This window comes from Okeania sp. SIO2B9, from assembly GCF_010672505.1.
Lineage (GTDB): Bacteria > Cyanobacteriota > Cyanobacteriia > Cyanobacteriales > Microcoleaceae > Okeania > Okeania hirsuta.
In genome coordinates this window covers 1-4,319 of the sequence record NZ_JAAHGK010000307.1, presented here as the reverse complement: position 1 = coordinate 4,319, position 4,319 = coordinate 1, and the positions used below count along the sequence as shown (strand labels likewise).

The window sequence follows — 4,319 nt, the reverse complement described above, 5'->3', positions numbered from 1 at the left end:
GCCACAACTCCTATTGATACTCCTGTAACTCTGAATATCGCTGATAACGATACTCCTATAGACCTGACTTCTATTGACCTCAACCCAGAGACTCCAGGAATTCAGACCACCTTAGAAGTAGATGATCAAGGTACTTTTGAAGTAGATGATCAAGGTAATGTAACTTTCACTCCTTCTCCAGGGTTTATAGGAGAAGTGAGTATTCCTTATGTGGCCAATAACCCTAATGGTAACCCTTTAGAACCTGCCAATATTTCTATTGATGTTGTCGGCGACCTAGACGATGACAGCGCCACAACTCCTATTGATACTCCTGTAACTCTGAATATCGCTGATAACGATACTCCTATAGACCTGACTTCTATTGACCTCAACCCAGAGACTCCAGGAATTCAGACCACCTTAGAAGTAGATGATCAAGGTACTTTTGAAGTAGATGATCAAGGTAATGTAACTTTCACTCCTTCTCCAGGGTTTATAGGAGAAGTGAGTATTCCTTATGTGGCCAATAACCCTAATGGTAACCCTTTAGAACCTGCCAATATTTCTATTGATGTTTTTAATCCTCCGGAACCAACTCCAGAACCAACTCCAGAACCAACTCCAGAACCAACTCCAGAACCAACTCCAGAACCAACTCCAGAACCAACTCCAGAACCAACTCCAGAACCAACTCCAGAACCAACTCCAGAACCAACTCCAGAACCAACTCCTATAAATGAAGATCGTTCATGTCCTCCTCCTCCAACTATAGAACTTGTAGATTTACCTATTTTACCCTCTATAGTTATCGACGAAACAAATCTATTTGAAGAGTTATTCTTCGGTACAGAAGCAAGTGAATTGATTAAGATCAGCAACATCAGACAACCTTTTGATGCCTTGGGTGGAAATGACACAGTAGAAGGTGGTGATAGCGATGATATTATTTATGGTGGTGAGGGTGAAGACGTAATTTTTGCTAACCGTGGAGATGATTTTGTTAATGGCAAAGAACAAAAGGATTTTATTAACTCAGGAAAACAAAACGATATAGTTCGTGGTGGTAAGCAAGATGATGTAATCTGGGGTGATATAGGCAACGATCTTGTTCTAGGTGACAAAGATAACGACGTTCTTTGGGGTGGTACCGCTGGTGGTACTGACAAAGACTTTACTGGTAGCGATACTATGAATGGTGGAAGGGGTAATGACTCCCTCAACGGCAACCGTTACAAAGATCTGCTCATGGGTGGTAAGGATAATGATGAAGTCCGTGGTGGAAAAGAATCAGATACTCTTTTCGGACAGGAGGGGAACGATTCACTCATGGGTGAAAATGGTGACGATCAAATTGTTGGTGACCCTAGTTCAAATTTATCAGAAGAGGAAGTAGGAGAAGATTCTGTTTATGGCGGTCGAGGTAACGATGTCATGCAAGGCAGTCGTGGAAACGATGTCATGTACGGTGGTAAACAAGATGATTTCATCTATGGTGGTAAGGATGATGATTCCATGTTTGGCGACCAAGGAGACGATACCTTGTTAGGGGAGGAAGGAGATGACACAATCTATGGTGGCAACAATAGTGTTACTGATCCTGATGTATTAGGAAAGGACTTGATTTCTGGTGGTGCCGGAAATGACTTCCTCAGTGGTAACTATGCTGCAGATACTATCCTTAGTGGTGAAGACAATGATACTTCACGAGGTGGTAAGGGTGATGACTTAATATATGGTCAGCTAGGAGACGACCTCATGTTTGGCGATCAAGATAATGATACTCTCTGTGGCGGTGAAGGTAATGATACTCTCTATGGAGATAACCCCGAACTTGTAGCAGCAGTTGGCACACAAGGCCAGCAAGACGAGTTGTTTGGTGGCACAGGAGACGACCTCATGTTTGGCAATCAAGGTGAGGATCAATTGTTTGGTGAAGATGGTAATGACACAATGTTAGGTGGTGAAGATAACGACAGCTTGTTTGGATCGTCAGGAAATGATTCTCTCCTTGGAGAAGCAGGTGATGACTTCTTGAGTGGTGGGGAAGGTGATGATACTTTCACTGGAGGTAGTGGTGGCGATCGCTTCCTAATCAACCTTAACCAAGGAGCAGATATCATCACCGACTTCGATATCAATCAAGACTTCCTCGTATTAACTGATGGACTGACTACTGATGAACAGAACTTAACAATCAATCCTGTTGGAGACAACATTTCTATTTTCTGGAACGATCAACTTTTAGTTACTCTAGAAAATTTGTCTGCGACCTCAGGGCAAATAGCATCTCGCTTAACTACTCTCAATGATTCCTTTTTCATCTAATAAATGAGAAGAGTCTACAACTTCGCATAATTTGAAGTAGGGGTAAGTTGGCAGTATTAAAATGGTAGTCCTGCTCGCGTAATGGTAAATAGGAATAAGCAATTGGTAATGCGGATATCCTGCCCGCGAAGGGAGCAAGATGCTCCCACTACCGTGTCTGGTATAGCGCTGGGCGCAGGAAACAGGCAATAGGGAACAGCTCATTTGGGGGAATAATATCATGTCCGGATAATCAGTGATAAAAAACCTTTTCCCTTCTAACCTTTTCTTTCCTTCTGCCTCCTGCCTCCTGCCTTCTGCCTTACCTCCTCCAAAGTGTTAAGTATTCAACCGGACATGATATAAAAAGCTGTTGAAGAAGGAGACAGGAGACAGGAGACAGGAGACAGGAGGAAAATTACATGGGGATTCTAACCCCAAGTAATTTTGAACACCGTGTAGACGGTGGGGTATTAAACCCACAAAGAAAATGATAATATAAGATTTTAGCTATTGGACACCTCCTGCCATTTGTAAATATGCCAGCGCACATTGCTATAAAAAAATAATTACAATGCACGACCATTACAATGCACCACCAGCTAAAAACTTTTTCACCTCACATTCCGCAGTTTATAGGAGAAATTTTGAATATTTTTCAAGTAAGACGGGGCAAGGTGTTCAATATTTTTTCCATTATCGATTTACATCAAAAATTCCTCCTTTTTAGCCGATCGCATCCATTCAGTTTACTAGAGGATGTGTTGCGAACGCACTCAATATTGCGGTCGTATTTAATTGCTCCCCAACCCACCATTAATATCCCTAGACTATTCAATCATAGAGTTAACAAAGACTTGAGAATAGCCTTGGGGCGTTGGTAATTTTGGCTATGATTGTGCTTTAATGGCAATTGCCTAATACCATTTATCTGTCATAATGCGCTTAATAATTCTTACACAAACCTGAATTTTACTAATAGCTGTTATCTTTTATTAAGCGCAACTTCATGGAGAAATTGTATAACTATTAACTGAAAAGCATTTTATATTTGGCTAAATTTAGGTTTCATAGCTTGATTCACCAAGGCCAGCAGGGGAGATGGGGAGATAGAATATTAGGGTTTGCACATTATGGAATGATATTGCCAAAAATTAGTTTAGACTTTGAGTAAAAAACCTAATATTAATCATTTTAGCAATTGATTAATCCAAAATCCTGTTCATCAAAAATCTAAAATCATTTGTCACTGTGCAACGCCGAATATTGAAGTAATTGAAGTAATTTATAGAACTATAAACATATACTATATAACCGGATTCTATATTATTGGGTTGTATTAATATTGTAGATTGAATGGCGGTAGTGAAGTCAAAATTATATTGTCCTATATTAAATGAAACTGAATATTTAAGATTTAGTGACTGACAATGACACAATTAATAGTAAATATTGCTTTATAATCTATAATATTAATTTTAAACTATGAAAGAAATAGCACCTTATGGCTCTTGGAAATCTCCCATCACTGCTGATTTGATTGTGGCAGGGACAATTGGACTTAGCAGTCTTGCCATTGATGGTGAGGATGTCTACTGGATCGAGGGACGACCTTCAGAAGGTGGACGGAATGTAATTGTCTGTCACACTCCAGATGGACAGACAACTGACATCACTCCCCCACCTTTTAATGTCCGCACCAGAGTCCATGAATACGGAGGAGGTGCGTTTTTGGTGACAGATGGCAGGATTTATTTTTCTAATTTTGCTGACCAACGTCTCTACTGCCAGACTCCAGATGCAACTCCTCAACCTTTAACTCCAGAAGTAAACTGTCGTTATGCTGATGCTGTGATGGATAAACAGCGCGATCGCCTAATTTGTATTCAGGAAGATCATACTCAAGGTGGAGAACCTATAAATAGGATAGTTAGCATCAATATCAAAAATAAGGCAGATATTCAGATATTAGTCGAGGGTAATGATTTTTATGCCTCACCACGTCTGAGTCCTGATGGCAAGAGACTTTGTTG

Annotated in this window: 1 protein-coding gene and 1 pseudogene; both read left to right on the top strand. The window is 40.4% G+C overall.

Annotated elements, in window-relative coordinates:
• On the top strand, nucleotides 1-2,307 hold a 2,307-nt coding region (locus tag F6K13_RS12860; RefSeq protein WP_287287559.1), incomplete at its 5' end, for an Ig-like domain-containing protein.
• Between the two features lie 1,464 nt (nucleotides 2,308-3,771).
• Nucleotides 3,772-4,319 (top strand): annotated as a pseudogene (locus tag F6K13_RS12855) (S9 family peptidase); the annotation flags it as partial.